Here is a 25,478-nt window from a genome sequence, read left to right as displayed (position 1 = left end):
CCCGGTCGGACGGAGGCGGTCCCGCCGCCTCCGTCCGGCTCCCAGCACCCGGGGGAGTGCGCACCGTCCGCGGGGGACCGCCGTTCGAGCAGCCAGGAGGCCGCACGTGGACCACAGCATCCGCACCGCCCGGAGCGAGGACGCGCCCTTCCTCGCGGACATGCTCGTCGAGGCCGCCAACTGGAACTGGACGACCGCGCGCACGCGGATCGACGTCCTCGAGGAGGAGTCCACCCGCCGGTACGTCGCGGGCTGGCCGCGACCGGGAGACCTCGGCTCCATCGCCGAGACCTCCGAGGGCGAGCGGATCGGCGCCTGCTGGACCCGGCTGTTCTCCTCGGCGGTGCCGGGTCGCGGCTTCGTCGCGCCGGGCGTTCCGGAGCTGACGCTCGGCGTGCGTCCCGTCTGGCGCGCCCAGGGCGTCGGCCGGGCCCTGCTGAAGGCCGCGCTCGGCCAGGCGCGCGCGGCCGGCTACGCGCGGGTGTCCTTGAACGTCGCCACCGACAATTTCGCCCGGCGGCTCTACCGGAGCGAGGGCTTCTCAGCGGTGGACGACCGCGGCGATGCGGAGACGATGGTCGTGACCCTCCGCTGACGCCCCGGGTCCCGGCGCGGGTCCCCGGGGATGACGGGGGCGGCGGGTACGGTGGCCTCATGGCGACCAGCACCAAGACGACCTCCCGCGGGCGGGGGAGCGGCTCCGCGCGCTCCGGCGCTCCGCGATCCGGACGGGGCTCGGGGCGGGGAGCGGCCGAGACGAAGGCCACGGTCGCCTTCGACTCCCCTCCGCGCACGAACGTCCTGGTCCGCCTCTGGATGACGCTGGCGCACGTCGTCGGCGGAGCCGCGCGCGCGCTGGGGCCCGAGCGGCTCGCGAAGGAGGAGCGCCGCGACGGCGTCCCCTTCCTCCTGGTGGTGCTGGGCGTGGTCGGCGCGGTGGTCGAGTGGTTCCTCGCGGGCGACCCCGTCGCCGCGATCCTCGACGCCTGGAGCTTCGGCGCCCTCTTCGGACGGGTCGCCTACGTCCTCCCGGTGGTGCTCGTGCTGTTCGCGCTGTGGCTCTTCCGGCACCCGAGCTCCGTCGATGACAACGGCCGGATCGGCGTGGGCCTGTCGTTCCTGCTCATCGCCTCGGCGGGCATCTGCCACGCGCATCTCGGCACGCCGTACCCCGGCGACGGCATCCTCCCGATGGCGGCCGCCGGCGGAGTGCTCGGCTGGCTCGTCGGAGCACCGCTCGTCGCGATCGCCACGGTCCCGGGAGCGACGGTGATCCTCTCCGCGGTCATCCTGCTCTCGCTCTTCATCATCACCAAGACGCCGCCGAACCGCATCGGCGCGCGGTTCCGCGACCTCTACTCCTACCTGTTCGGCGCTCCCGTCCTGGACGACGAGGAGCGCGCGCGCCTGAAGGCGGAGAAGGCTGCGGCCAAGGCGGCCAAGGCCGAGGCCGACTCCTCCGACGAGCAGGAGGAGGGCGGCGAGCTGCCCTGGTGGCGCCGCACGGAGTCCGGTCGCGAGGACGAGCCCACCGTGCAGACGGAGCTCCCCATCGACTCCCTCACCGAGGTCATCGACGAGCCGAAGGCCCGCCGCGGACGCTCCCGGGCCAAGGGGTTCGACACCGCCATCGAGGAGCACGACGAGCCGGCCGATCCGCCGACCCGGGCCTACGAGACGCAGGTGCTCTCCGACGTCGAGGACGCCGAGGCGGCGCTCGCCCGCTTCGAGCGATCCGGTGCCGCGACGACTCCCGTCGGAGTCGTCGACGACGACGCGACCGGTGTCATCCACCTCGACGACCTCGACGTGGCGCCGGCCGTGCCGGTCCCGCCCGCGATCGGGACGGGGCCCATCGCGCCCCTGCCGTCCGAGGACCCGACGGCCGGCTTCGACTCCTCGTTCGAGGAGGACGCCCCCTACCGGCTGCGTCCGCGGCGGCGCTGTCCACCGGCACCCCGTCGAAGGCGCGCTCGGCCGCGAACGACGAGATGGTCCGTGCGATCACCGAGGTGCTGCAGCAGTTCAACGTCGACGCGACGGTCACCGGATTCTCGCGCGGCCCGACCGTCACCCGGTACGAGATCGAGCTCGGCCCGGGAGTGAAGGTCGAGCGCGTCACCGCGCTGAGCAAGAACCTGTCCTACGCGGTCGCCAGCAACGAGGTCCGCATCCTCTCGCCGATCCCCGGCAAGAGCGCCATCGGCGTCGAGATCCCGAACACCGACCGCGAGATCGTCTCGCTGGGCGACGTGCTCCGCTCGTCCGCGTCGACCACCTCGACCCACCCGATGACGATCGGTGTCGGCAAGGACGTCGAGGGCGGCTACGTGGTGGCGAACCTCGCCAAGATGCCGCACCTCCTGGTCGCCGGCTCCACCGGCTCCGGCAAGTCCAGCTTCGTGAACTCCATGATCACGAGCCTGCTCATGCGAGCCCGTCCGCAGGACGTCCGCATGGTGCTGATCGACCCCAAGCGGGTCGAGCTGACCATCTACGGGGGCGTCCCGCACCTGATCACGCCCATCATCACGAACCCCAAGAAGGCGGCCGAGGCGCTGCAGTGGGTCGTGAAGGAGATGGACATGCGGTACGACGACCTCGCGTCGTTCGGCTACCGCCACATCGACGACTTCAACGCGGCCGTGCGCGGCGGCGAGATCGTCCTGCCGCCCGGCAGCAACCGGGTCCTCAAGCCCTACCCCTACCTGCTCGTCGTCGTCGACGAGCTCGCCGACCTCATGATGGTCGCGCCGCGCGATGTGGAGGACTCGATCGTCCGCATCACGCAGCTGGCCCGCGCGTCCGGCATCCACCTCGTGCTGGCCACCCAGCGTCCGAGCGTCGATGTCGTGACCGGTCTGATCAAGGCCAACGTGCCGAGCCGCCTGGCCTTCGCCGTGACCAGCGTCACGGACTCGCGGGTCATCCTCGACCAGCCCGGCGCCGACAAGCTGATCGGGCAGGGCGACGGGCTCTTCCTGCCGATGGGCACGAACAAGCCGATGCGCGTCCAGGGTGCGTGGGTCCGCGAGGACGAGATCGCCAAGGTCGTCGAGCACGTCACTCGTCAGGCGCAGCCCGAGTACCGCCAGGACATCACGGTGCAGGCGCAGCGCAAGGAGGTCGACTCCGACATCGGCGACGACCTCGAGCTGCTGGTCGCGGCCGCCGAGCTGGTCGTCAGCACGCAGTTCGGCTCCACCTCGATGCTGCAGCGCAAGCTCCGCGTCGGCTTCGCGAAGGCGGGCCGCCTGATGGACCTCCTGGAGTCCCGCGAGGTCGTCGGCCCCTCCGAGGGATCGAAGGCGCGCGACGTGCTGGTCACGGCGGAGCAGCTGCCCGGCGTGCTGGCGCGGATGCGCGGGGACCAGCCCGGCGACGCGCCGGCCGCTCCCTCCGCAGTGGCGCCCGACGCCTACGCCGACCCCCTCGCCGAGCTGACCGGCCCCGTGGCGACCGACTACCACGACGACGACGAGGGCTCGGACGACGACGCCTGGCAGCTCACCGGCCGCTGAGCGATGCGCGGCCCCCGGACGATCACGACGAACGCAGGAGAACGATGAGCAGTCCCGCCTCCGGCCCGGCGGCTCCGGTCAGCAACTGGAACCTCCCCAACGCCATCACCGTGGTGCGGATCCTGCTGGCTCCGCTGTTCTTCTGGATGCTGCTCGCCGACGCGGGGGAGGACGGCGGTCTGCGCATCGCGGCGGCGCTGCTCTTCATCCTCGCCATCGCGACCGACGGGATCGACGGGCACATCGCCCGCAGCCGCGGACTGGTCACCGACCTGGGCAAGCTGCTCGACCCCATCGCCGACAAGGTGCTCACCGGAGCCGCTCTCGTCGGGCTCTCGATCCTCCTCGAGCTGCCGTGGTGGGTCACGATCGTCGTGCTCGTGCGCGAGATCGGCATCACGGTGTTCCGGATGGCCGTGCTCTCGGACCGGGTGATCCCCGCGTCGCGCGGCGGCAAGCTCAAGACGATCGTGCAGTCGGTGGCGCTCTCGCTGGCCCTCCTGCCGCTGTGGAACCTGCTGGGCGAGTGGGTGCACTGGCTGAACGGGCTCACGATGACCGCCGCGGTCCTGCTGACCGTCGCGACCGGCATCGACTACCTGGCGGATGCGGCCCGCCAGAGCCGCGCCGCGCGCCGGTCGTGATCGCCGAGCGCCTGGTCCGGACCCTCGAGTCCCGGGGCCTGCTCCTCGCCGTCGCGGAGTCGCTGACCGGCGGAGCACTGAGCTCCGCCGTCGTGGAGGTGCCCGGCGCCTCGGCGGTGCACCGCGGGGCAGTCGTGAGCTATGCCACGGAGCTCAAGCACCTCCTGCTCGGGGTCGACGCGGCCCTGCTCGACGCCGAGGGCCCGGTGCACCCCGAGGTCGCCCTGCAGATGGCGCGCGGAGTCGCGGAGCGCCTGGGCCCGGTCGGCGGGCGCACCGTCGGCATCGCGACGACCGGGGTCGCGGGCCCCGATCCCCAGGGCGGCCGCGCTGTGGGCACGGTGTTCGTCGCCGTGGTGGTCGACGGCGTCGAGACGGTGCGCGAGCACCTGTTCCCCGGCGACCGCGCCGCCGTCCGAGCGGCGGCCGTCGAAGCCGCTCTCTCCCTCGCCGAGGAGACCGTCGGAGGACGCCCCGGAGCCCTTTCCTGACTGTTCAGGAATCCGCTCCGGAACAAGGAATGCAGTGCGTTTCGCCCGGGTTACATCTGACGTCGCTCACACGCAAAGTCCAGTCATCCGGTATTAGAGTCGACTCACACGAACCGGGTAGTGAACAGCTATCCGGTTCCTTCGTACACACCCCCTTCGATTCCTGCTCCGGCATCCTTCGACGAGACCGTGGACGAAGAAGCGGTTGACGTGGAGAAGGAGGGTCCAGTGGTTCTAGTTCGTCAGGAGATCGGCGATGTCCTCAGGGACTTTCGCCTGCAGAAAGGTCGCACGCTCCGCCAGGTGGCGAGCAAGGCGAGTGTCGCTCTGGGGTACCTGAGCGAAGTCGAGCGCGGTCAGAAGGAGGCGTCCTCCGAGATCCTCGCGTCGGTCGCCGATGCGCTCGACACCCCGATCTCGGTCATCATGCGCGAGGTCGGAGACCGTCTCGCCGTGATCGAGGGGATCGACACCATCCCCGACACCATCCCGGCCGACATGGTCGCCGGATTCGACGCGGATCTCGTCACGCGGTAGACGGCTCCGTCCTCATCATCCATCACCCTCATTCCACGCGAAGGGCGCTCGGGCTCCGGCCCGGGCGCCCTTCGGCGTTCCCGGCCGGACTCGGCTGCGGTTAGCGTGGAGGCATGAGGTTGAGCGACTTCCGGCAGCTGGTCGACGACGAGTTCGGGGCCGCCTACGCGCGCGTGCTGGTCTCGGACCTGGTCCTCACCGAGCTCGACGGCCGCACCGCGGATCGGGCGCTGAGGGACGGTGCGGAGCCCCGCGCGGTGTGGCTCGCGCTGTGCCGGGCGAACGACGTGCCGGAGTCCCGGTGGCACGGGATCGATCCGGCGAAGCGCCGCCGCTGAGTGGTGGACGTCGGGGCTGACCGAAGTCGTGTTCGACACGCCGGGACTCGATGATCGAAGTCCTGTTCGAACGGGGATAGGCTCCTCCACAGAAGCAGGAACGCCGCCGTCTCCACGGTGGCGCTCGTGTCCTCCACCGATGTCGGTGGTCGGGCATACCGTCGAGACAAGTCAACGGACCTGCTTCACCGCCTTGTCGCACCCGGCCGCGCCGTACTCCTACGGCGCACCACCGGCACGACGCGACAGCCTGTAGGCGATACCACCCCGACACGAGAGCGAGACGGCCATGCCCAGTTCCTCAGACCGCGAGAAGTCCCTCGAGACCGCACTCGCGCAGATCGACCGCCAGTTCGGCAAGGGCGCCGTCATGCGCCTCGGCAGCGATGAGCGCGCCCCCGTCGAGGTGATCCAGACGGGCTCCATCGCGCTCGACGTCGCGCTCGGCATCGGCGGGCTCCCGCGCGGCCGCATCGTCGAGATCTACGGCCCCGAGTCCTCCGGAAAGACGACCCTCACCCTGCACGCGATCGCCAACGCCCAGCGCAACGGCGGCATCGCGGCCTTCATCGACGCCGAGCACGCGCTCGACCCCGAGTACGCGAAGAAGCTCGGCGTCGACATCGACTCCCTCCTCGTCTCGCAGCCCGACACGGGTGAGCAGGCCCTCGAGATCGCCGACATGCTCGTGCGCTCCGGCTCCATCGACCTGATCGTCATCGACTCCGTCGCGGCGCTCGTGCCGCGTGCCGAGATCGAGGGCGAGATGGGCGACTCGCACGTCGGCCTCCAGGCACGCCTCATGTCGCAGGCGCTCCGCAAGCTCACGGGTGGTCTGAACACGACCAACACCACGATGATCTTCATCAACCAGCTGCGCGAGAAGATCGGCGTCTTCTTCGGAAGCCCCGAGACCACCGCGGGCGGCAAGGCGCTCAAGTTCTACGCCTCCGTCCGACTCGACATCCGCCGCATCGAGACGCTGAAGGACGGCACCGACGCCGTCGGAAACCGCACCCGCGTCAAGGTCGTCAAGAACAAGATGGCCCCGCCCTTCAAGCAGGCCGAGTTCGACATCCTCTACGGCATCGGCATCTCGCGCGAGGGCAGCCTCATCGACTTCGGCGTCGAGCACGAGATCGTCCGCAAGTCCGGCGCCTGGTACACCTACGACGGTGACCAGCTCGGCCAGGGCAAGGAGAAGGCGCGTCAGTTCCTCATCGACAACCCCGACATCGCGGCCGAGATCGAGAAGCGCATCCTGATCAAGCTGGGCGTGGTCGCCGATCCGAACGCGGTGAAGGACGCCGCTCCGGTCGCGATCGACACGAAGCAGCCCGTCGCCAAGCAGCCCGTCCGCAAGGGCGCTTGAGTCCGGTGAGCGGGTCGGAGGGATCGACGGGAGCGGGTCGCCCCGTCGCCTTCCTGCCGTGGGTGTCCGAGGGCGAGGGCGAGCCGGAGGCCGTGGTCCCGACTCCGGTCGCCGCGGAGGCGGGCGACGAGCGGACGGATCGGATCGCCGAGCTGTCCGCGCACGTCGCCCGCCGGTCCGCCGCACCCGCCGAGGTCTCCGAGGAGGCTCCGGAGTTCCGGGACGCCGACGAGGACGTCTCGGAGCTCCCGGAGGAGCCCGATCCCGAGCAGATCGCCGACCGCATCGTGCGGGGGCTCGCGAGGAAGAGCCTGTCGGTCGCGGAGGTGGAGGCGCGCCTCTACACCGAGGGGGTCGCCGAGAAGGACGCCCTCGAGATCCTCGACCGGTTCGCCCGCTTCGGCTACCTCGACGACCACCGCATGGCCGAGCAGCTCGTCACGCAGCTGCGCGAGCGGAAGAAGCTCGGGCGCTCCTCGATCATGCAGGAGCTCCGCGCCCGCAAGCTCGATGCCGATGCCATCGCGACGGCTCTCGACGAGCTCGACGGGGACGACGAGTACCGCACCGCCGTGGAGCTCGCGCGCAAGCGCCTCCCGAGTCTGCGGTCGCTGTCGGACGAGGTGGCCGAGCGGCGGCTGACGGGCTTCCTCGCCCGTCGGGGCTACTCCGGTGCCCTCGTGCAGCGCGTGGTGCGCGAGACCGTGCGCAAGCCCGGCTCGAGCGTCCGCTTCCGCTGATCCGCCCTCGCGGGCGGCTCGCCGCGCCGCTCGGAGGCTCTCCGAGCGGCGCGTAGAATCCGAGACCATGACCACGCTCAGCCCCGCTCCGGTCCCCGCCGCCGGCAGCCGACCGCGGACCTACGAGGTCCGGACCTTCGGCTGCCAGATGAACGTCCACGACTCCGAGCGGTTGAGTGGATCCCTCGAGGCCGCCGGCTACGTGCCGGCCGACGGCGCCGAGGCCGACGTCGTGGTCATCAACACCTGCGCGGTCCGCGAGAACGCGGACAACAAGCTCTACGGCAACCTGGGGCACCTCGCCTCCGTGAAGCGGCGGCACGAGGGCATGCAGATCGCCGTGGGCGGCTGCCTCGCCCAGAAGGACAAGAACGTCATCCTCGACAAGGCGCCGTGGGTCGACGTCGTCTTCGGCACGCACAACATGGGCGCGCTCCCGAGCCTGCTCGAGCGCGCCCGGCACAACGACGAGGCCCAGCTCGAGATCCTCGAGTCGCTCGACGTCTTCCCGTCGACCCTCCCCACCAAGCGGGACTCGACCTACAGCGGCTGGGTCTCGATCTCGGTCGGCTGCAACAACACCTGCACGTTCTGCATCGTCCCCTCCCTGCGCGGCAAGGAGAAGGACCGCCGACCGGGTGACGTCCTCGCCGAGATCCAGGCGCTCGTCGACGACGGCGCGATCGAGGTGACCCTGCTCGGGCAGAACGTGAACTCCTACGGCGTCGAGTTCGGTGACCGCCAGGCGTTCTCGAAGCTCCTGCGCGCCGCGGGCACGATCGACGGGCTCGAGCGGATCCGCTTCACGAGCCCGCACCCTGCGGCCTTCACCGACGACGTCATCGACGCGATGGCCGAGACTCCGGCCGTCATGCCTCAGCTGCACATGCCCCTGCAGTCGGGGTCCGACCGGGTGCTCAAGGCGATGCGCCGCTCCTACAGGTCCGAGCGCTTCCTGGGGATCCTCGAGCGCGTCCGCGCGCGCATCCCGCACGCGGCGATCAGCACCGACATCATCGTCGGCTTCCCCGGCGAGACCGAGGCCGATTTCGCCGAGACGCTGCGGGTCGTCGAGGAGGCGCGCTTCGCGTCCGCCTTCACCTTCCAGTACTCGATCCGCCCGGGCACACCGGCCGCGACGATGCCCGACCAGCTGCCGAAGGAGGTCGTCCAGGAGCGCTACGAGCGACTGGCGGCGCTCCAGGACGCGATCAGCGAGCAGGAGAACCGGGCCGTCGTGGGGCGTGAGGTGCACGTGCTGGTCGCCACGGGCGAGGGGCGTCGCGATGCCGAGACGCACCGGCTCAGCGGTCGCGCGGAGGACAGCCGCCTCGTGCACTTCGACGTTCCGGCGGGCTCGGAGCAGCCGCGTCCGGGCGACGTCGTCTCGGTGCGCATCACCAGGGCGGCTCCCTTCTACCTGATCGCGGACTCCGCGGACGGAGCGCCGCTGCGGATCCGCCGCACGCGGGCGGGCGACGCCTGGGACCGCTCGCAGACCGAGTCCTGCGGGGTGCCCGCCACGTCGGAGGGAGCCGCGCCGCGGGTGTCCCTCGGGCTGCCGTCGCTCCGGGTCCGCCCCGCGGCCCTCACCACTCCGATCTACGACGCCCTCGATGGCGAGCGCTGAGCCTCCCGCGCCGCAGGTGATCGCCGTCGTCGGAGCGACCGGCACGGGCAAGTCCGAGCTCGCACTCGATCTCGCGGCGGCGGTGGCCGACTCCGGCCGCACGGCCGAGATCGTGAACGCCGACGCCATGCAGCTCTACCGCGGAATGGACATCGGCACGGCGAAGCTCGCCCCCGAGGAGCGGTGTGGCGTCCCGCACCACCTGCTCGACGTGCTCGAGGTGACGGAGGAGGCGTCGGTCGCCCGCTACCAGGCCGAGGCCCGTCGCGTCATCGACGAGGTGCTGTCCCGCGGAGCAGTCCCGATCCTGGTCGGCGGGTCCGGACTCTACGTGTCGAGCGTGGTGTTCGAGTTCTCCTTCGCAGGCACGGACCCCGAGGTCCGCCGGGCGCTGGAGGAGACGGCAGAGCGCGAGGGAGCGTCCGTGCTCTTCGAGCGGTTGCGCGCCATCGACGCGGACGTCGCCGGGCGGATCGGCCCGCACAACCTGCGCCGGATCGTCCGTGCCCTCGAGATCGCCGAGCTGACCGGCTCGCCGCACAGCGCGCTGATGTCGGATGAACCGCAGCTGTGGCGCCCGGCCGCGCTCCTGTTCCTCGAGGCGCCGCGCGAGGTGCTCGTGCCGCGCCTCGACGCCCGAGTGGAGCGGATGTGGGCGGCCGGGATGCTCGAGGAGATCGACGCGCTGATCCCGCTGGGGATCGAGCGCGGAGTGACCGCCAGCCGCGCCATCGGCTACGCGCAGGCGCTCGCGCAGCGCGCGGGCGAGGCCACGCAGGAGGAGGCGATCGCCTCGACCCAGGCCCTCACGCGGAGGTACGCGCGACGCCAGAACAGCTGGTTCCGCCGCTACCGCGACGCCCATCGGCTCCCGTCGGGAGCCCCGGATCTGCTCGAGCGCGCGATCCCCGCCGCCCAGCTGGACGGCTCTGCCTCTCGCTAGGCTGTCCGCCATGACCATCGAGCTGCACTTCACCAAGGGCCAGGGCACGGGCAACGACTTCGTGCTCTTCAGCGACCCGGACGGCGAGGTGGAGCTCACGCCCGCGCAGATCGCGATGATCTGCGACCGGCACTTCGGAGTCGGGGCGGACGGCCTCATCCGCGCCGTGCGCTCGAAGGCGATCGCCGAGGGTGCCGCGTCGCTCGCCGAGGAGCCGGAGGCCGAGTGGTTCATGGACTACCGCAACGCCGACGGATCGATCGCCGAGATGTGCGGCAACGGCATCCGCGTCTACGCCGCCTTCCTCCTGGCGGGCGGGCTGGCCGGGTTGGAGCCCGGTGACACTCTGCCGATCGGCACCCGCGCCGGCGTGCGCGACGTCACCCGCAGCGGAGCCGGGTTCCAGGTCGATCTCGGGCGCTGGCAGCTGGCGGGCGGCGAGCCCCTGGTCCGTGCCAAGGAGCTCAAGGTCGCCCGTCCGGGCATCGGCATCGATCTCGGCAACCCGCACGTCGTCGTCGCGCTCAGCAACGACGAGGAGCTCGACTCCGCCGACCTCACCTACATCCCGCAGCTCGATCCCGAGCCCGTCGACGGGGCCAACGTCGAGTTCGTCGTGCCGGGGGAGCCGCTCATCCACGACGGCATCGGCCGCATCCGGATGCGCGTGCACGAGCGCGGCAGCGGTGAGACCCTCAGCTGCGGCACCGGCGCCGCGGCAGCGGCACTGGCGGTCCGGTACTGGGCGGGGGAGCGTGCTCCGCAGTCCTGGCGCGTGGAGGTGCCCGGCGGCACGCTCGGTGTGTCGATGTTCGCCACCGAGGAGGGCGAGCACGTGGGCCTCTCGGGCCCGGCCGACCTCGTCTACACCGGCACGATCCGCATCGACTGAGGCGGGTCGCTCAGATCCTGGTCGTCCGCAGCACGCGGAATCCCTTGGAGACGCCGGCGCGCTCGACCTCCAGGCGATCGTCGAACGTCTCCGTGAGCCAGGTCTGCAGCGAGTCGGACCCGAGATTGCGCTGCACCACGAGCCAGGCGTCCGCTCCGGTCTCGAGCCGGGGGAGCCAGCGCTCGAGCAGCGCGTGCAGCTCGACCTTGCCGATCCGGATCGGCGGGTTGGACCAGATCGTGCGGAAGCGGACGTCGTCGGGAACATCCTCGGGCAGCACGGCGTTGACATTGGTGACGCCGAGTTCCTCGCAGTTGCGACGGACCAGCTCGAGCGCCCGCTGATTGACGTCGACCGCCCACACCCGGGCGTCCGGTGCGTCGAGGGCGAGCGCGAGGGCGATCGGACCCCAGCCGCAGCCGAGGTCCAGCAGGTCCCCGCCGGCGGGAGGCTCGGGAACGGAGTCCAGCAGGACGCGCGTTCCCAGATCCACGTGGCCGGGGCTGAACACGCCTCCGGCGGTGGTGAGCTCGAGGTCGCGGCCCGCGAGACGGGCCGTGATCCTGCGGGGCCGGATGTCGCCGTCGGGGGTGCTCGTGAAGTAGTGCTCGGCGGCCATGGGAAGTGAACTTATCAACAGCTGAGGAGTTAGTGTTATCCGGATGACGGAAGACCTGAACGAGACCGACACGACCGAGGCCGTGGACGTCGTCTCGAGGGTCCTGGCGAACGCGCAGTCGCGGTCGGCGGGATACTCGCGCTTCGTCGCGGGCGGCGCACAGGCGCTGCAGACCTCGGGCCACGAGGGCGAGGATTCGGACGGCGAGCAGTTCGACCGCGCCGACCGCCAGGCGCTGCGCCGCGTCGCAGGCCTGTCGACCGAGCTCGAGGACGTCACCGAGGTCGAGTACCGCCAGCTGCGCCTCGAGAACGTGGTGCTGATCGGCGTGTACTCGCAGGGCTCGCTCGAGGACGCCGAGAACTCGCTGCACGAGCTGGCCGCTCTCGCCGAGACCGCCGGCGCCACCGTGCTCGACGGACTCCTGCAGAGGCGTCCGCACCCCGACCCGAGCACGTACCTCGGCAAGGGCAAGGCCCAGGAGCTCGCGGGAGTCGTCGCGGCGCTCGGAGCCGACACGGTCGTCGCCGACACCGAGCTCGCACCGAGCCAGCGTCGCGCGCTCGAGGACGTCGTGAAGGTGAAGGTGATCGACCGCACCGCGGTGATCCTCGACATCTTCAGCCAGCACGCCAAGAGCCGCGAGGGCAAGGCGCAGGTCGAGCTCGCACAGCTCGAGTACCTCCTCCCGCGACTGCGCGGATGGGGTGAGTCGATGTCCCGCCAGGCCGGTGGCCAGGTGGGCGCCGGAGCCGGCATGGGCTCGCGCGGACCGGGTGAGACGAAGATCGAGCTCGACCGCCGCCGGATCCACACCCGCATGGCGCGACTGCGCAAGCAGATCACCGCGATGAAGCCGGCGCGCGAGGCGAAGCGCGCGAACCGCAAGCGGAACGCCGTCCCCTCCGTCGCCATCGCCGGCTACACCAACGCCGGCAAGTCGAGCCTTCTGAACCGGATGACGCACGCGGGGGTCCTCGTCGAGAACTCGCTGTTCGCGACGCTGGACGCGACCGTGCGCAAGGCGCAGACGGCCGACGGCCGGCTGTACACGTTCGCCGACACCGTCGGCTTCGTGCGAGCACTGCCGCACCAGCTGGTCGAGGCGTTCCGCTCGACGCTGGAGGAGGTCGCCGACTCGGACATCATCGTCCACGTCGTCGACGGCTCGCACCCCGACCCCGCCGGGCAGATCGCGACGGTGCGCGATGTGATCGGCGAGGTCGGAGCACGCGGGATCCCCGAGATCATCGCCTTCAACAAGTCCGACCTGGTCGACGAGGGCACGCGCCTCGTCCTCCGCGGGCTCGCTCCGGACGCGGTCTTCGTCTCCGCGCGCACCGGAGAGGGCATCGACGAGCTGCAGTCCAGGATCGCCGAGATCCTGCCCGAGCCGGACGTCGAGATCGACCTGCTCGTCCCCTACGACCGCGGTGACGTGGTGTCGCACCTGCACCGCAGCGGCCGCATCCTGGCCACGGAGTACGTCGACGGCGGCACCCGCGTGCAGGCTCTCGTCCACCAGGATCTGGCGGGCTCGCTGGCCGAGTTCGCCGCCCCCGCGGCGGCCGTCGAAGCCTGATCGCACGAGTGAGCGCCCGCGCTCCCCGCTGAGGGGAGGCGGGCGCTCCGTCGTTCCGGGAGCACCGGGCGCCGGCTCCGCCTCCGGCGACACACTCCGTCACGCTCGGACACACCGCGTCACGCGCCTCGACGGCGCCGCCCGGCCCTTCCTACTGTGGACCCCGGAGCGCCCCCCGGCGCCTGGAGCGACAGCCGAGCCCGGCACCCGCCCCACCGATCACGCGCTGTGGAACGGAGGGCCCTGCTGTGCCGACGAACCGATCGGAGACCCCTCCGGACCCTCACTGTCCGGACCGCGTCCCGTTCTCCTTCGAGATCTACCCGCCGCGCAGCGCCGCGGCGGCGTCCGCGCTGACCGCCACCGTCGACAGGCTGGCGGAGGCGGAGCCCTCCTTCATCTCGGTCACGTACGGCGCCGGCGGCTCGTCCCGCAGCGCCTCACTCGAGATCCTCCGGTACCTGCGCGACCACACCTCCGTCGAGGCGCTCGCGCATCTCACGTGTGTCGGGTCCACGGCGCTCGAGGCGGGGCGCCTCGTGCACGAGTTCCTCGAGGCCGGAGTGACCCGCTTCCTGGCCCTGCGCGGCGATCCCCCCACCGGCACCGCGGAGGGCGAGCGGTTCCTGGGCGAGCTCGGCAGCGCCGCCGAGCTCGTGCAGCTCATCCACCGGGTCCAGGCGGAGCGGCAGCCGTACGGGGCGACGGCGGTACCGGGTTCGACCGCCCTGCGCGTGGACCCGGCCGCCCGTCCCCGCGCCCAGGTCGCCGTCGCCGCGTTCCCCAACGGCCATCCCCGGTCGCGCTCGCGCTCGCAGGACATCGACGCGCTCCTCGCGAAGGAGGCGGCCGGTGCGTCCTTCGCGATCACGCAGCTGTTCTTCCATGCGTCCGACTATCTGAGCTTCGTCGACCGCGCCCGCGCCGCCGGCCTCCGCATGCCGATCATCCCCGGAGTGATGCCGGTCACCAGCCCCGGGCGCCTGCGCCGAATGCTCGAGCTCAGCGGCGAGGACCTGCCCGCCGAGCTCGCCATCGCGCTCGATGTCGAATTCGACGAGGACGCGCGGATCCGCATCGGCGTCGAGCACGCGGCGGGACTCGTCCGCACTCTCGTCGACGCGGGCGTCCCCGCCGTCCACCTCTACGCCTTCAACCGACACGAGGCGGTCCTCGCCGTCCTCGCCGAGAGCGGTCTCCTGACCGCGGCCGCCCCGACACCCACCACGGAGAGAGCATCATGAGCACGACCGCACCCGACTTCCCGACCGGCACCGTCCTGGGATACCCGCGCATCGGCCGCCGCCGCGAGCTGAAGAAGGCCGTCGAGGCCTTCTGGAGCGGCGCGTCCTCCGTCCACGAGCTCGAGCTCGAGGCGCAGCGGCTCCGTGCGGCGACCCGGGAGCGTCTCGTGGCGCTGGGCCTGGGCCGCACGGACTCCTCCATCCCGGAGGCCCACTCCTTCTACGATCAGGTGCTCGACACGACCGTCGCGGTCGGTGCGGTCCCGGAGCGCTTCGCCGACCTCGTCGTCGACGGCTCCGTCGACCTCGCGGGCTACTTCACCCTCGCGCGGGGCGACGGCGACAGGGCTCCGCTCGAGATGACCAAGTGGTTCGACTCCAACTACCACTACCTCGTGCCCGAGATCGGCCCCGAGACCGTCTTCTCGCTCGCCGACGCGCGACGCGTGCGCGAGGTCGAGGAGGCGCGCGGCGCCGGCTTCACGACCCGCCCCGTCCTGGTCGGCCCGGTCACCTACCTCCTCCTCGCGAAGCCGACCGACTCCGCTCCGTCGGGCTTCTCGCCGCTGTCGCGGCTCGGCGACCTCCTCCCCGTGTACGCGGAGCTCCTGTCGCTCCTCGGCCGCGCGGGAGCGGAGTGGGTGCAGCTCGACGAGCCCGCCCTCGTCTCGGAGTCGATCGAGGTCCCGCGGGCTGACGTCCTCGCCGCGACGGCTGAGGCGTACCGCGTCCTCGGCGCGACCGAGGACCGGCCCGCGCTCTTCGTCGCCGGCCCCTACGGCGACCTGGGGGACGCGCTGCCCGTGCTCGCCGCTTCACCGGTCGAGGCGGTCGGCATCGACCTCGTGAAGGGCGCGACGCCGAGCGCGTCCGCAGGACTCGAGCGCACGGTGCTGGTCGCCGGAGTGATCGATGGGCACAACGTGTGGCGCGGAGATCTCGCCGAGGCACTCGACAAGGCCGAGAGCCTGCGCTCGCTCGGGGGCGGACTCGCCGTGTCCAGCTCGACCTCCCTCTTCCACGTCCCGCACGACGTGGAGGACGAGCCCGAGCTCGACCCCCGGCTCGCCTCGTGGCTCGCCTTCGCCGACCAGAAGACGCGGCAGATCGCGGTCCTCGCCCGTGGGCTGGTCGACGGCGCCTCCTCGATCGACGGCGAGCTGCGCGCGGCGAGCGAGGCGCTCGAGGACCGGCGCTCCGCTCCCGGGGTGCGCGACGGAGCCGTCCGGCAGCGCGCCGCAGCGCTCACGGACGCCGACTACCGTCGCGCACCGTACTCCCAGAGGCTCGCCGCGCAGGAGGAGTCGCTGGCGCTGCCGGTGCTGCCGACCACCACGATCGGCTCGTTCCCGCAGACCCGCGAGATCCGCACGGCCCGAGCCGCGGTGGTCCGCGGCGATCTGTCCGAGCAGCAGTACGTGGAGCGCATGCGCGCCGAGATCGAGCGGGTGGTGCGCCTCCAGGAGGAGATCGGCCTCGACGTCCTCGTGCACGGCGAGCCCGAGCGCAACGACATGGTGCAGTACTTCGCCGAGAACCTCGACGGCTTCGCGGTGACGCGCAACGGCTGGGTGCAGTCCTACGGCAGCCGCTGCACCCGTCCGTCGCTGCTGTGGGGCGACGTCTCCCGGCCGGCTCCGATCACCGTCGAGTGGTCGGGCTACACGCAGTCCCTGACGACGAGGCCGGTCAAGGGCATGCTGACCGGCCCGGTCACCATCCTCGCCTGGTCGTTCGTGCGCGACGACCAGCCGCTGAAGGAGACGGCCGAGCAGGTCGCGCTGAGCCTGCGCGACGAGATCGCCGACCTGGAGGGGGCGGGCATCCGCATCGTGCAGGTGGACGAGCCCGCGCTGCGGGAGCTCCTGCCGCTCGAGAAGGCGAATCAGCCCGCGTACCTCGAGTGGTCGGTGGGCGCGTTCCGGCTGGCGACCGCGGGGGCGCTCACCGCGACCCAGATCCACACCCACCTCTGCTACTCCGAGTTCGGCGTGGTGATCGACGCGATCGACCGCCTCGACGCGGACGTGACGAGCATCGAGGCCGCACGGTCGCGCATGGAGGTCGTCACCGACATCGAGCGCTCGGGCTTCGCGCGGGGCATCGGACCCGGGGTGTACGACATCCACTCGCCGCGGATCCCCGGCGCGGGCGAGCTGTCGGAACTGGTCGGCACGGCGCTGGCCTCCATCCCGGCGCGCCAGCTCTGGATCAACCCGGACTGCGGGCTGAAAACGCGCGGCTACGACGAGACCGTGGCGTCGCTGCGCACGATGGTCGAGACGGCGGTGGAAGCCCGGCGAGCCCTCGTGGAGGCCGTGGTCTAGGGAGGGAGCGGAGAAGGGGCGGACGGCTCTCGGCCGTCCGCCCCTTCTCCCTCTCTGCGCGACCGTGCCCGGCACGGCGACGACGGCTCAGACCGAGCGGAGGACCGCCACGATCTTGCCGAGGACCTCGGCCTCGTCGCCGAGGATCGGCTCGAAGTTCGAGTTGCGGGGGAGCAGCCAGGTGTGCCCGTCGCGCTGGCGCAGGACCTTCACCGTGGCCTCCCCGTCGAGCATGGCGGCGACGATCTCGCCGTTCTCGGCCGTGCGCTGCGAACGGACGACGACCCAGTCGCCGTCGCAGATCGCGGCGTCGATCATCGACTCGCCGACGACCTTGAGCATGAAGAGCTCGCCCTTGCCGACGAGCTGGCGGGGGAGGGGGAACACCTCGTCGATCTGCTGGTCCGCCGTGATGGGGACACCGGCCGCGATCCTGCCGACGAGCGGCACCATGGCGGCGTCGCCGACCGTGACGCTCGACTCGAACGAGCCGTCGTCCTCGGTGGAGCTCGGGACGTCGATGAGGATCTCGAGCGCGCGGGGGCGGTTCGGGTCGCGTCGGAGGTAGCCGCTGAGCTCGAGCTGGTTGAGCTGGTGCGTGACGCTGGAGAGCGAGGCGAGGCCGACGGCGTCGCCGATCTCGCGCATGCTCGGCGGGTAGCCCCGGCTCGAGACGGAGCGCTGGATCACGTCGAGGATCGCGAGCTGCTTCGCGCTCAGGTTCTTCCGGCGCCGTCCGGTGCCCTGCTTCGCCTTGGCGGTCTGCGCGTCGCTCACGTCGTCCTCTCTCGGCGCGCACCCCGCGTGCGCGCCGCCCGGCTCCTCGTCGATCACCGATGTCGGTGGTCGCTGCTGTACTACCAGCGGGCTCTCGAAACTGTATCCGCCGAGGGTTCCCGTTCGGAACATTCGTTCGAGTGTGTCGCGCGATCCGTCGACGGATGCGAAGCGGCAGGCTCTTGCCTCCCGCTTTATTCGAAGATATATTCGGAACAGAGATTCGGGGCGGCCCTCCCGGCCGAGGTCCGCCCCGAGTCCCTGCTGAAAGGAGCGATCCCCATGATCGATCAGCACATCGACCAGCACCGCACCACCTCCGGTCCCCAGGCGCAGGCATCCGCCGTCGCTGCTCCCGCTGTCGCGCGCGTGCGTCTGCGGATCACCCGCCGCGGTCGCGGTGTCCTGGCAGTCCTGGGCGCTCTCCCGATCGTCGCGGGAGCGTTCGTCTTCGGCCTCAACGGCGGGGGAGCGGTCGCCTCGGGCGAGTCCTCCGACGTGCGCTTCCAGTACGTGACGGTCCGCGCGGGCGAGTCCCTCTGGTCGCTCGCCGAGGACATCGCCCCCGACTCCGACCCGCGCGACGTGGTCTCGGATCTCCTCTCGCTCAACCAGCTGGCCAGCGCCGGCCTCGAGCCCGGGCAGCAGCTCGCCGTCCCGTCCGAGTACGAGCTGACCCGCTGATCCGTCCGCTGCCGCTCCGCTCGCCGGTGACACCCGGGTGGGAGCGCCTCAGCGGGTCCGGCTCACCGGTCGCCGCTACCATTCCCTGGTGACGACTCTCGACGACCTCCCCCTCCGCGACGACCTCCGCGGGAAGCTGCCGTACGGCGCCCCGCAGAAGATCGTCCCCGTGGCGCTCAACGTCAACGAGAACACCCACCCGGTCCCCGACGGCGTCATCTCCGACATCGTCGAGCGGGTCTCGGTCGCCCTGCGGACGGTCAACCGCTACCCCGACCGCGAGTTCCGCGAGCTGCGCGACTCCCTCGCCGGCTACCTCGGGCACGGCTTGACCGCGGACGGGGTCTGGGCGGCGAACGGCTCCAACGAGGTCCTGCAGCACATCCTGCAGGCGTTCGGCGGCCCGGGACGCTCGGTGCTCGGCTTCGCGCCCACCTACTCGATGTACTCAATCCTCGCCTCCGGCAGCGGAACCGAGTGGATCGGCGTTCCGCGAGAGGACGACTTCGAGGTCGGAGCCCGGTACGCGGCCGATCAGGTCCGTCGCGCGCAGCCCGACCTGGTCTTCCTCTGCGCGCCCAACAACCCCACGGGCACGCCCCTCTCCCTCGAGACCGTCGAGGCGGTCTACGACGCCACCGACGGCATCGTCGTCGTCGACGAGGCCTACGCCGAGTTCGGGGGCCGCGACGCCCCGACCGCTCTGAGCCTGCTCCCCGGACGACCCCGGCTCCTGGTCTCCCGCACCATGAGCAAGGCGTTCGCCTTCGCCGGGGTGCGCCTGGGCTACCTCGCCGCCGATCCGGCCGTCGTCGACGCCCTGCGGCTCGTCCGCCTGCCCTACCACCTCTCGGCCCTCACGCAGGCGGCCGCGGCGGCCGCTCTGGCGCACGCCGACGAGATGCTGGCGATGGTCGGCGACATCATCGAGCAGCGCGACCGCATGGTGGTCGGCCTCCGCGAGCTCGGCTACACGCCGCACGCGAGCGGCAGCAACTTCGTCCTCTTCGGCGGAGTCGCCGATCCGGGCGCGACCTTCGAGGCGCTCCTCGCCCGGGGCGTCCTCATCCGCGACGTCGGCATCCCGAACCACCTGCGGGTGAGCGCCGGCACCCAGGAGGAGACGACCGCGTTCCTCGAGGCCCTGGCCTCCCTGCCCTCCCTCGAGGCCGACCCCGCCGCGGCGCTCGCGCACGAGTAGCGCTCGGCCCGCGGGTGGCCGGGGAGCGGCGAATAGACTGGTCCCATGACCTCCCCGAGCGCCGCACCCGGGCGCACCGCCTCCCTCAGCCGTGCCACCAGCGAGTCCAGCATCGAGCTGTCGATCGACCTCGACGGCACCGGCACCGCGGACCTCGAGACCGGCGTGCCGTTCTTCGACCACCTGCTCACCGCCTTCGCGAAGCACTCGCTCACCGACCTCCGGGTCCGGGCGACGGGCGACATCGAGATCGACATCCACCACACGGCGGAGGACATCGGCATCGCCCTCGGCACCGCCATCCGGCAGGCCCTCGGCGACAAGTCCGGCATCTCGCGGTTCGGCGACGCTCTGGTGCCGCTCGACGAGGCCCTCGTGCAGGCCGTCGTCGACATCTCCGGACGCCCCTACCTGGTCCACAGCGGCGAGCCGGAGGGCTTCGCCCTGCACCTCGTCGGCGGGCACTTCACCGGTTCCATGGTGCGCCACGTCTTCGAGGCGATCGCCTTCAACGCCGGGCTCACCGTGCACATCACCGTGCTGGGCGGACGCGATCCCCACCACATCGCGGAGGCCGAGTTCAAGGCGTTCGCCCGCGCGTTCCGCCAGGCCAAGGCGCTCGACCCCCTCGTCGTCGGCGTGCCCTCCACCAAGGGCGCGCTGTGAGCGCGCGCCCGTCCGTCGTCGTCTACGACTACGGCTCCGGCAACGTCCACTCCGCCGTCAAGGCGCTCGAGCTCGCAGGTGCCGACGTCGAGCTGACCTCGGACCGCACGAAGGCGCTCGAGGCCGACGGACTGCTCGTCCCCGGCGTCGGCGCGTTCAGCGCGGTCATGGACGCACTGACGAAGGCGCGCGGCGGCGAGATCATCGACAAGCGCCTGTCCGGCGGGCGCCCGGTGCTCGGCATCTGCGTCGGCATGCAGGTGCTGTTCGAGCGCGGCGTCGAGCGCGGCGTCGAGAGCGAGGGCCTGGGCGAGTGGCCCGGCACGGTCGACCTCCTTCCCGCCGAGGTCGTGCCGCACATGGGATGGAACACCGTCAGCGCCCCCGAGGGGTCGAGGCTCTTCGAGGGCATCGCCGACGAGCGCTTCTACTTCGTCCACTCCTACGGTGCGCGGGAGTGGTCGCTCGACGTCATCCCGCCGTTCCCCGCTCCCGCGGTCACCTGGGCCGACCACGGCGGCCCGTTCATCGCCGCGGTCGAGAACGGGCCGCTCTCGGCGACCCAGTTCCACCCCGAGAAGTCCGGCGCGGCGGGCCTGCGCCTGCTCTCGAATTGGCTGGGCGGGCTCCGCACGAACTAGGATCGGCCGGTGGTCGGCGCCGCTCCCCGTGAGCGCCGCCTCCGCACCAGGGCTCCCGAGACTGAGGATGACGATGAGCGAGTTCACCAAGGCCCCGGGCCTTGTCCTTCTGCCCGCGATCGACGTGGCGGGCGGCAAGGCCGTCCGGCTGACGCAGGGCGAGGCAGGGACCGAGACCAACTACGGTGACCCCATCGACGCCGCCGGCGACTGGGCCGATCAGGGCGCGGAGTGGATCCACCTCGTCGACCTCGACGCCGCGTTCGGCCGCGGGGACAACCACGGCATCATGAAGAAGGTGATCCGGCAGGTCAAGGGCGTCAACGTCGAGCTCTCCGGCGGGATCCGCGACGACCGCAGCCTCGAGTCCGCGTTGAGCGCCGGTGCCAAGCGCATCAACCTCGGCACCGCCGCCCTCGAGAACCCCGAATGGGCCGCCAGTGTGATCGCGCAGTACGGCGACCAGATCGCCGTCGGTCTCGACGTGCGCGGCACCACCCTCGCGGCTCGCGGCTGGACCAAGGAGGGAGGCGACCTCTGGCAGGTCCTCGACCGCCTCGAGGAGGCCGGCTGCACCCGCTACGTCGTCACCGACGTGACCAAGGACGGCACCCTCAAGGGGCCGAACCTCGAGCTGCTCGAGCAGGTCATGGCCCGGACCCGCCGTCCGGTCATCGCCTCCGGCGGCATCTCGAACCTCGATGACATCGCCGCTCTGCGCGACCTCGTCCCGCAGGGCCTCGAGGGCGCGATCGTGGGCAAGGCGCTCTACGCCGGCGCCTTCACGCTGGCGGAGGCGCTGGATGTCGCGTCCGAGTGACGGACGCGCCCTCCCCTCGCATCTGACCGACTCCGCCGGGACGCCATGGGCGGGCCGGCACTTCGAGCCGAGTGCCGCCGCCGAGGACGACGGTCGCGCGCCGGAGGCGCTCGTGCAGGCCCTCGCCGCCTTCGCCGACGGATCGCGCGGACCGGACGCGGTCGTCGACGCGCTGCGGACGTCCCGTCTGCTGATCCCTCTGGTCGCGCACCTCGGCGAGGAGGGCGACGAGGTCGCCGGTCTCCGCACCGACAAGACGCAGGAGCTGTCGATCGTCACGGTCGCCGGCCCCGACGGCCGCGACGTGCTGCCGGTCTTCAGCAGCGTCGACGCGATGCGCCGCTGGGATGCGGCCGCCCGACCCGTCCCCGTCGACGGGCGCCGTGCCGCGCTCGCGGCCGTGGCCGAGTCCACGGAGCTGATGGTCCTCGACCCCGTGTCCGAGCACGAGTTCGCGGTGCGCCGGCCGGCGCTGTGGGCGATCGCCGAGGGCACGCCGTGGCGCTCCTGCGCGGACGACTCCGAGGTGCTCCGCGCGCTGCGCGCGTCCGCGGAGCAGGAGGCGGTGGTCGTCTCGGTCGACGTCCGAGCCGGCGATCCGCATCAGCGGCTCCGGGGACCCGAGCTCGTCGTCGTGCTCGCACTCGCTCCGGGCCTCGACCGCGGAGCTCTCGGGTCCCTCGTCTCCCGCCTGGGGGAGAGGTGGGCCGCCGACGGGATCGTCGCGTCGCGGGTCGACTCGCTGTCGGTCCAGCTGGCGTCCGCTCCCGGGGTCAGTTGACCGGACCCGTCCACTTCTCGCCCGGGCCCTTGCCGATGGGGTCGGCGATCGGGGACGCCTCGCGGAACGCGAGCTGGAGGGTGCGCAGTCCGTCGCGCAGACTGCGCGCGTGCATGTCGCTGATGTCCGGAGCGCCCGCGGTCACGAGGCCCGCGAGCGCGTTGATGAGCTTCCGCGCCTCGTCGAGGTCGACCTGGGCGCCCGGCTCGTCGGCGAGGCCGCACTTCACCGCGGCGGCGCTCATGAGGTGGACCGCCGCCGTGGTGATGATCTCCACGGCGGGCACCTCCGCGATGTCGCGGGCGGCCTCCACGTCGGAGGAGGCGTCGGCGTCGCCGAAGCGCCGCAGGTAGTCGTCGTCGTACTGGGCCATGGGTCCTTCGTTCGGTGGATCGGGCCCGCCGGGGGAGCCTCGCGCCGAGGCGGAGAGAGCGCCCGCATCCGCTCTGTCGCTCGGGCCGGGATTCTGCTAAGATGATGCGGGCTCCGAGGCATGTCCTCGGTTCGAAAGTGGAGATTCTCCCACCCGCGCTTGACCGCTTCATTAGGTTACCGGGTCTGAAGCACTCCGCCCTCGGTGACGAGGGCAGGGCTGCGGCACCCGGGTTCACCCCCGGAGGCCGGGTCGCAGGGTGCGAGCACGTGCACGAGCGCGTCAGGAATCTCCTCTCTCGGGATGCGCCGGATCAGAATCCGGCCGCAGAGCAGCAACTCACCGAGATCAGAGGAGAAACGCAATCAGCGATCCCCGTACCAACGACCGAATCCGCGTCCCCGAGGTCCGCCTCGTCGGTCCCGCCGGAGAACAGGTCGGCGTCGTGAAAATCGAGGTCGCCCTGCGACTCGCGCAGGACGCAGACCTGGATCTGGTCGAGGTTGCTCCCAACTCCAAGCCTCCCGTCGCCAAGATCATGGACTACGGGAAGTTCAAGTACGAGCAGGCCCAGAAGCTCAAGGAAGCCCGTCGCAATCAGGCGAACACGATCCTCAAGGAGGTCCGTTTCCGCCTGAAGATCGACAAGCACGACTACGAGACCAAGCGCAAGCGCGCCGAGGGCTTCCTGAAGGCCGGCGACAAGGTCAAGGCCATGATCCTGTTCCGCGGTCGCGAGCAGTCCCGCCCCGAGATGGGCGTCCGACTCCTGCAGCGCTTCGCGGAGGACGTGTCCGAGTTCGGTCAGGTCGAGTCCACCCCGACCATCGACGGTCGCAACATGGTGATGGTCATCGGCCCGCTGAAGAACAAGTCCGAGGCGAAGGCCGAGGCGAACGCGGTCCGCGCGGCTCGCCGCGAGGCCAACACCCCTGAGGAATCGGCCGAGGCCGAATCCGTCTGATACTTCGCCGCCCCGGCCTCGGGGCCGGCGGACGCCCTGCTCGCGGGGCACCGGTTTCGCCCCGCTGACGCGGGTGCGACGTGACAAGGAGAGAACATGCCCAAGATGAAGACCCACTCGGGTGCCAAGAAGCGCTTCAAGGTGACCGGCTCCGGCAAGATCATGAAGCAGCAGGCCGGTATGCGTCACAACCTGGAGTCCAAGTCCAGCGTCCGCACCCGCCGCCTGAACCAGGACCAGGTCCTCGCCCCGCAGGACGCCAAGGTCGCCAAGAAGCTTCTCGGTCTGTAGCCCACTGCCGCGCAGTCCGCTGCGCCGCGTGGTCCGCTACTGCACCGACCCGGATCGATAGGAAGAAAAAGAAATGGCAAGAGTCAAGAGGGCGGTCAACGCCCACAAGAAGCGTCGCGTCATCCTCGAGCGCGCCTCGGGCTACCGCGGCCAGCGTTCGCGCCTGTACCGCAAGGCGAAGGAGCAGGTCACCCACTCCCTCGTCTACTCGTACCGCGACCGCCGCGCCAAGAAGGGCGAGTTCCGCCGTCTCTGGATCCAGCGCATCAACGCCGCCTCCCGCGCGAACGGCCTGACCTACAACCGCTTCATCCAGGGCCTCGCCCTGGCCGGCGTCCAGGTCGACCGCCGCATCCTCGCGGACCTCGCGATCACCGAGCCCGCGACCTTCGCCGCCCTCGTGGCCACCGCGAAGAACGCGCTGCCCGCCGACACCTCGGCGCCCAAGGCCGCCGCGTAGTCCTCGCAGCACCCGGAAGGGGTCACGACCATCGGTCGTGGCCCCTTCCGTCGTTCCCGGGGGCGGCTTCCCGGAGGGCGACGTGTCGCCGGGGCGGCCGTGGGAGCCGCCGATAGGCTCGCCGCATGCTCGACAACCCCCGTTCCCCCCGTGTCCGCTCCGTGGCCAAGCTCACCCGGCGCCCGGCCCGGCAGGAGACGGGGCTCTTCCTCCTCGAGGGGCCGCAGGCCGTCTCGGAGGCGCTGCGCTACCGTCCGGAGCTGCTCGTCGAGTCGTTCGCGACTCCGACCGCGCTGGAGCGCCACCCCGAGATCGTGGCCGCCGCCGAGGAGGCGGACGTCGAGATCGAGTACGTGACCGAGGACGTCCTCGACGCGATGGCCGACACGGTCACGCCGCAGGGCTTCGTCTCGGTCTGCCGGCAGTTCCCGACCTCGCTGAAGGACATCGTCGCCTCGGAGCCGCGCCTCGTCGCCGTGCTCGAGGAGGTGCGCGACCCGGGCAACCTCGGCACGATCGTGCGGGCGGCCGATGCGGCCGGCGCCGACGCCGTCGTCCTCACGGGACGCTCGGTCGACCTCTACAACCCGAAGGTCGTGCGCTCCACGACGGGCTCCCTGTTCCACCTCCCCGTGGCGGTCGACGCCCAGCTCGCGGACGTGCTCCAGCGGCTGCGCGCGATCGGCCTGCGCTCCGTCGCCGCCGACGTGAAGGGGGAGGACCTGCTCGACGTGCGCGCCCGCGGCGATCTCGCCCGGCCGACCGTGTGGGTGTTCGGCAACGAGGCCCGCGGGCTGGAGGACGAGTCGCTCGAGCTCGTCGACGGAGTCGTCGCCGTGCCGATCTACGGGGCGGCCGAGTCGCTCAACCTCGCGACCGCCGCCTCCGTCTGCCTGTACGAGAGCGCTTTCGCCCAGCGGTCCTGAGGGATGCGAGGAGG

The 25,478-nt window shown here is 71.5% G+C and carries 26 protein-coding genes and 1 pseudogene; 24 read left to right on the top strand and 3 right to left on the bottom strand.

Going from position 1 to position 25,478, the window contains the following annotated elements; translation table 11 throughout:
* The first annotated feature begins 106 nt into the window (after positions 1-106).
* The 11 genes and pseudogenes from B0T42_RS06730 (at position 107) to dapF (ending at position 11,108) form a co-directional block, all read left to right on the top strand.
* The gene (locus B0T42_RS06730; protein ID WP_236720158.1) at positions 107-595 is read left to right on the top strand and encodes a GNAT family N-acetyltransferase; all 489 of its coding nucleotides are present in this window, start codon (positions 107-109) and stop codon (positions 593-595) included.
* Positions 596-654: 59 nt separating this feature from the next.
* Positions 655-3,521: pseudogene (locus B0T42_RS06725) on the top strand (FtsK/SpoIIIE family DNA translocase).
* Positions 3,522-3,565: 44 nt separating this feature from the next.
* Positions 3,566-4,165 carry a CDP-diacylglycerol--glycerol-3-phosphate 3-phosphatidyltransferase gene (pgsA, locus tag B0T42_RS06720; RefSeq protein WP_077222473.1) on the top strand — a complete coding sequence of 200 codons (600 nt, stop codon included), beginning with the start codon at positions 3,566-3,568 and terminating at the stop codon, positions 4,163-4,165.
* Positions 4,162-4,656, top strand: coding sequence for a CinA family protein (locus tag B0T42_RS06715; protein WP_236720157.1), 495 nt, complete (start codon positions 4,162-4,164; stop codon positions 4,654-4,656). The genes pgsA and B0T42_RS06715 overlap by 4 nt, the downstream gene beginning before the upstream one ends.
* A 228-nt stretch (positions 4,657-4,884) precedes the next feature.
* The gene (locus tag B0T42_RS06710; RefSeq protein ID WP_055793878.1) at positions 4,885-5,193 is read left to right on the top strand and encodes a helix-turn-helix domain-containing protein; all 309 of its coding nucleotides are present in this window, start codon (positions 4,885-4,887) and stop codon (positions 5,191-5,193) included.
* 113 nt (positions 5,194-5,306) lie between these two features.
* Positions 5,307-5,531: a DUF3046 domain-containing protein gene (locus B0T42_RS06705; RefSeq protein ID WP_077222472.1), complete on the top strand. Its 225-nt coding sequence runs from the start codon at positions 5,307-5,309 to the stop codon at positions 5,529-5,531.
* A gap of 289 nt (positions 5,532-5,820) precedes the next feature.
* The gene (gene recA / locus B0T42_RS06700; protein ID WP_077222471.1) at positions 5,821-6,903 is read left to right on the top strand and encodes a recombinase RecA; all 1,083 of its coding nucleotides are present in this window, start codon (positions 5,821-5,823) and stop codon (positions 6,901-6,903) included.
* Between the two features lie 5 nt (positions 6,904-6,908).
* Positions 6,909-7,643 (top strand): regulatory protein RecX, encoded by a 735-nt coding sequence (locus B0T42_RS06695; protein WP_094742694.1) that lies wholly within the window; start codon positions 6,909-6,911, stop codon positions 7,641-7,643.
* Positions 7,644-7,710: 67 nt separating this feature from the next.
* Complete coding sequence (gene miaB, locus B0T42_RS06690) at positions 7,711-9,273, top strand: tRNA (N6-isopentenyl adenosine(37)-C2)-methylthiotransferase MiaB (protein WP_077222468.1); 1,563 nt, start codon at positions 7,711-7,713, stop codon at positions 9,271-9,273.
* Entirely contained in the window at positions 9,260-10,216 is a 957-nt protein-coding gene (gene miaA / locus B0T42_RS06685) for a tRNA (adenosine(37)-N6)-dimethylallyltransferase MiaA (RefSeq protein ID WP_077222467.1), read from the top strand. The genes miaB and miaA overlap by 14 nt, the downstream gene beginning before the upstream one ends.
* 10 nt (positions 10,217-10,226) lie before the next feature.
* Positions 10,227-11,108 carry a diaminopimelate epimerase gene (gene dapF, locus B0T42_RS06680; RefSeq protein WP_077222466.1) on the top strand — a complete coding sequence of 294 codons (882 nt, stop codon included), beginning with the start codon at positions 10,227-10,229 and terminating at the stop codon, positions 11,106-11,108.
* Between the two features lie 10 nt (positions 11,109-11,118).
* Here the strand turns inward: dapF and B0T42_RS06675 are convergent, their stop codons facing one another.
* Positions 11,119-11,727, bottom strand: a complete 609-nt coding sequence (locus tag B0T42_RS06675; protein ID WP_077222465.1) for a class I SAM-dependent methyltransferase — start codon at positions 11,725-11,727, stop codon at positions 11,119-11,121.
* 43 nt (positions 11,728-11,770) lie between these two features.
* Between B0T42_RS06675 and hflX the strand changes: the two genes are divergently transcribed.
* The 3 genes from hflX (at position 11,771) to metE (ending at position 16,880) form a co-directional block, all read left to right on the top strand.
* Positions 11,771-13,309 carry a GTPase HflX gene (gene hflX, locus B0T42_RS06670; protein ID WP_077222464.1) on the top strand — a complete coding sequence of 513 codons (1,539 nt, stop codon included), beginning with the start codon at positions 11,771-11,773 and terminating at the stop codon, positions 13,307-13,309.
* A 248-nt stretch (positions 13,310-13,557) separates the two neighbouring features.
* A complete protein-coding gene (locus B0T42_RS06665) occupies positions 13,558-14,553 on the top strand; it encodes a methylenetetrahydrofolate reductase (RefSeq protein ID WP_077222462.1) in 996 nt (331 codons plus the stop codon).
* Positions 14,550-16,880, top strand: coding sequence for a 5-methyltetrahydropteroyltriglutamate--homocysteine S-methyltransferase (gene metE, locus B0T42_RS06660; protein WP_077222460.1), 2,331 nt, complete (start codon positions 14,550-14,552; stop codon positions 16,878-16,880). Before B0T42_RS06665 ends, metE begins: the two co-directional genes overlap by 4 nt.
* An 87-nt stretch (positions 16,881-16,967) precedes the next feature.
* Here metE and lexA read toward each other — a convergent pair whose 3' ends face one another.
* Positions 16,968-17,657 carry a transcriptional repressor LexA gene (gene lexA / locus B0T42_RS06655; RefSeq protein ID WP_055793315.1) on the bottom strand — a complete coding sequence of 230 codons (690 nt, stop codon included), beginning with the start codon at positions 17,655-17,657 and terminating at the stop codon, positions 16,968-16,970.
* Between the two features lie 282 nt (positions 17,658-17,939).
* On the opposite strand from lexA, the gene B0T42_RS06650 reads away from it, so the two are divergent.
* From B0T42_RS06650 to B0T42_RS06625, 6 genes are all read left to right on the top strand, one after another.
* Complete coding sequence (locus B0T42_RS06650; RefSeq protein ID WP_077222459.1) at positions 17,940-18,341, top strand: LysM peptidoglycan-binding domain-containing protein; 402 nt, start codon at positions 17,940-17,942, stop codon at positions 18,339-18,341.
* An 85-nt stretch (positions 18,342-18,426) separates the two neighbouring features.
* Positions 18,427-19,542, top strand: a complete 1,116-nt coding sequence (locus tag B0T42_RS06645) for a histidinol-phosphate transaminase (RefSeq protein WP_094742698.1) — start codon at positions 18,427-18,429, stop codon at positions 19,540-19,542.
* Between the two features lie 45 nt (positions 19,543-19,587).
* Positions 19,588-20,208, top strand: a complete 621-nt coding sequence (gene hisB / locus B0T42_RS06640; RefSeq protein ID WP_077222457.1) for an imidazoleglycerol-phosphate dehydratase HisB — start codon at positions 19,588-19,590, stop codon at positions 20,206-20,208.
* Positions 20,205-20,849, top strand: a complete 645-nt coding sequence (hisH, locus tag B0T42_RS06635) for an imidazole glycerol phosphate synthase subunit HisH (RefSeq protein ID WP_077222455.1) — start codon at positions 20,205-20,207, stop codon at positions 20,847-20,849. The genes hisB and hisH overlap by 4 nt, the downstream gene beginning before the upstream one ends.
* A gap of 73 nt (positions 20,850-20,922) precedes the next feature.
* On the top strand, positions 20,923-21,669 hold the full coding sequence (gene priA / locus B0T42_RS06630) for a bifunctional 1-(5-phosphoribosyl)-5-((5-phosphoribosylamino)methylideneamino)imidazole-4-carboxamide isomerase/phosphoribosylanthranilate isomerase PriA (protein WP_055793876.1): 747 nt from the start codon (positions 20,923-20,925) through the stop codon (positions 21,667-21,669).
* The gene (locus tag B0T42_RS06625) at positions 21,653-22,450 is read left to right on the top strand and encodes an SseB family protein (RefSeq protein WP_077222454.1); all 798 of its coding nucleotides are present in this window, start codon (positions 21,653-21,655) and stop codon (positions 22,448-22,450) included. Before priA ends, B0T42_RS06625 begins: the two co-directional genes overlap by 17 nt.
* On the opposite strand, the gene B0T42_RS06620 is transcribed toward B0T42_RS06625, so the two are convergent.
* A complete protein-coding gene (locus tag B0T42_RS06620) occupies positions 22,443-22,823 on the bottom strand; it encodes a DUF1844 domain-containing protein (protein ID WP_077222453.1) in 381 nt (126 codons plus the stop codon). The genes B0T42_RS06625 and B0T42_RS06620 overlap by 8 nt on opposite strands.
* Positions 22,824-23,187: 364 nt before the next feature.
* Here B0T42_RS06620 and infC point away from each other — a divergent pair, with 364 nt between their 5' ends.
* From infC to B0T42_RS06600, 4 genes are all read left to right on the top strand, one after another.
* Positions 23,188-23,787 (top strand): translation initiation factor IF-3, encoded by a 600-nt coding sequence (gene infC / locus B0T42_RS06615; protein ID WP_077222490.1) that lies wholly within the window; start codon positions 23,188-23,190, stop codon positions 23,785-23,787.
* Positions 23,788-23,883: 96 nt separating this feature from the next.
* Complete coding sequence (rpmI, locus tag B0T42_RS06610; RefSeq protein ID WP_077222452.1) at positions 23,884-24,078, top strand: 50S ribosomal protein L35; 195 nt, start codon at positions 23,884-23,886, stop codon at positions 24,076-24,078.
* 73 nt (positions 24,079-24,151) lie between these two features.
* Positions 24,152-24,538, top strand: coding sequence for a 50S ribosomal protein L20 (gene rplT / locus B0T42_RS06605; protein WP_055793292.1), 387 nt, complete (start codon positions 24,152-24,154; stop codon positions 24,536-24,538).
* Between the two features lie 125 nt (positions 24,539-24,663).
* On the top strand, positions 24,664-25,464 hold the full coding sequence (locus tag B0T42_RS06600; RefSeq protein WP_077222451.1) for a TrmH family RNA methyltransferase: 801 nt from the start codon (positions 24,664-24,666) through the stop codon (positions 25,462-25,464).
* Positions 25,465-25,478: the final 14 nt, after the last annotated feature.

The sequence above is a fragment of the Rathayibacter rhapontici genome, from assembly GCF_001995175.1.
GTDB lineage: Bacteria > Actinomycetota > Actinomycetes > Actinomycetales > Microbacteriaceae > Rathayibacter.
The sequence above is the reverse complement of the archived record's forward strand: the minus strand, read 5'-3'. Positions and strand labels throughout refer to the sequence as shown.

Excerpts from the sequence above, each read along its gene's own strand:
- pgsA (WP_077222473.1), top strand. The coding sequence starts at position 3,566 with ATGAGCAGTCCCGCCTCCGGCCCGGCGGCTCCGGTCAGCAACTGGAAC.
- B0T42_RS06705 (WP_077222472.1), top strand. The coding sequence starts at position 5,307 with ATGAGGTTGAGCGACTTCCGGCAGCTGGTCGACGACGAGTTCGGGGCC.
- recA (WP_077222471.1), top strand. The coding sequence starts at position 5,821 with ATGCCCAGTTCCTCAGACCGCGAGAAGTCCCTCGAGACCGCACTCGCG.
- miaB (WP_077222468.1), top strand. The coding sequence starts at position 7,711 with ATGACCACGCTCAGCCCCGCTCCGGTCCCCGCCGCCGGCAGCCGACCG.
- miaA (WP_077222467.1), top strand. The coding sequence starts at position 9,260 with ATGGCGAGCGCTGAGCCTCCCGCGCCGCAGGTGATCGCCGTCGTCGGA.
- dapF (WP_077222466.1), top strand. The coding sequence starts at position 10,227 with ATGACCATCGAGCTGCACTTCACCAAGGGCCAGGGCACGGGCAACGAC.
- B0T42_RS06675 (WP_077222465.1), bottom strand. The coding sequence starts at position 11,727 with ATGGCCGCCGAGCACTACTTCACGAGCACCCCCGACGGCGACATCCGG.
- hflX (WP_077222464.1), top strand. The coding sequence starts at position 11,771 with ATGACGGAAGACCTGAACGAGACCGACACGACCGAGGCCGTGGACGTC.
- metE (WP_077222460.1), top strand. The coding sequence starts at position 14,550 with ATGAGCACGACCGCACCCGACTTCCCGACCGGCACCGTCCTGGGATAC.
- B0T42_RS06650 (WP_077222459.1), top strand. The coding sequence starts at position 17,940 with ATGATCGATCAGCACATCGACCAGCACCGCACCACCTCCGGTCCCCAG.
- hisB (WP_077222457.1), top strand. The coding sequence starts at position 19,588 with ATGACCTCCCCGAGCGCCGCACCCGGGCGCACCGCCTCCCTCAGCCGT.
- priA (WP_055793876.1), top strand. The coding sequence starts at position 20,923 with ATGAGCGAGTTCACCAAGGCCCCGGGCCTTGTCCTTCTGCCCGCGATC.
- B0T42_RS06625 (WP_077222454.1), top strand. The coding sequence starts at position 21,653 with ATGTCGCGTCCGAGTGACGGACGCGCCCTCCCCTCGCATCTGACCGAC.
- B0T42_RS06620 (WP_077222453.1), bottom strand. The coding sequence starts at position 22,823 with ATGGCCCAGTACGACGACGACTACCTGCGGCGCTTCGGCGACGCCGAC.
- rpmI (WP_077222452.1), top strand. The coding sequence starts at position 23,884 with ATGCCCAAGATGAAGACCCACTCGGGTGCCAAGAAGCGCTTCAAGGTG.
- rplT (WP_055793292.1), top strand. The coding sequence starts at position 24,152 with ATGGCAAGAGTCAAGAGGGCGGTCAACGCCCACAAGAAGCGTCGCGTC.
- B0T42_RS06600 (WP_077222451.1), top strand. The coding sequence starts at position 24,664 with ATGCTCGACAACCCCCGTTCCCCCCGTGTCCGCTCCGTGGCCAAGCTC.